1 protein-coding gene is annotated in these 422 nt (G+C 62.1%); it reads left to right on the top strand.

The features are described from left to right. Positions 1–208: hypothetical protein (locus BEN48_RS19320; RefSeq protein WP_206599798.1), on the top strand; the 208-nt coding region annotated here is incomplete at its 5' end. Between the last annotated feature and the right edge of the window lie 214 nt (positions 209–422).

Here is a 422-nt window from a genome sequence, read left to right as displayed (position 1 = left end):
GCTGCTGACCTTGGTAGTGCGCCGCCGTTTTTGGCTGGGGCTGGGGCTGCTGGCAGTGCTGGGTGCGGGTCCGTGGCTGGCTTATCATTCGCTGAACTCAGTACGGCAGCGGGTAGAAATTACCCGCATTTTCCACATCCATTTCGGCCTAATGCTGGCGCTGGCCGCTTTTTTTTGGCTTCCGGCTCAGTCGGACTCCCCGACCTGATCCGCTGGGGGCGGATAGCGCTGGGGCTGGCAACCGGATTAACCGTGCTGGCGCTTCACGTGCTGGCCTACCGTACCGGTTTGCTGGCGTTCTATGTGATGCTGCTGGTGGAAGGGCTGCTGACCTTGGTAGTGCGCCGCCGTTTTTGGCTGGGGCTGGGGCTGCTGGCAGTGCTGGGTGCGGGTCCGTGGCTGGCTTATCATTCGCTGAACTC

The organism is Hymenobacter glacialis (assembly GCF_001816165.1).
GTDB lineage: Bacteria > Bacteroidota > Bacteroidia > Cytophagales > Hymenobacteraceae > Hymenobacter > Hymenobacter glacialis.
The sequence above is the reverse complement of the archived record's forward strand: the minus strand, read 5'-3'. Positions and strand labels throughout refer to the sequence as shown.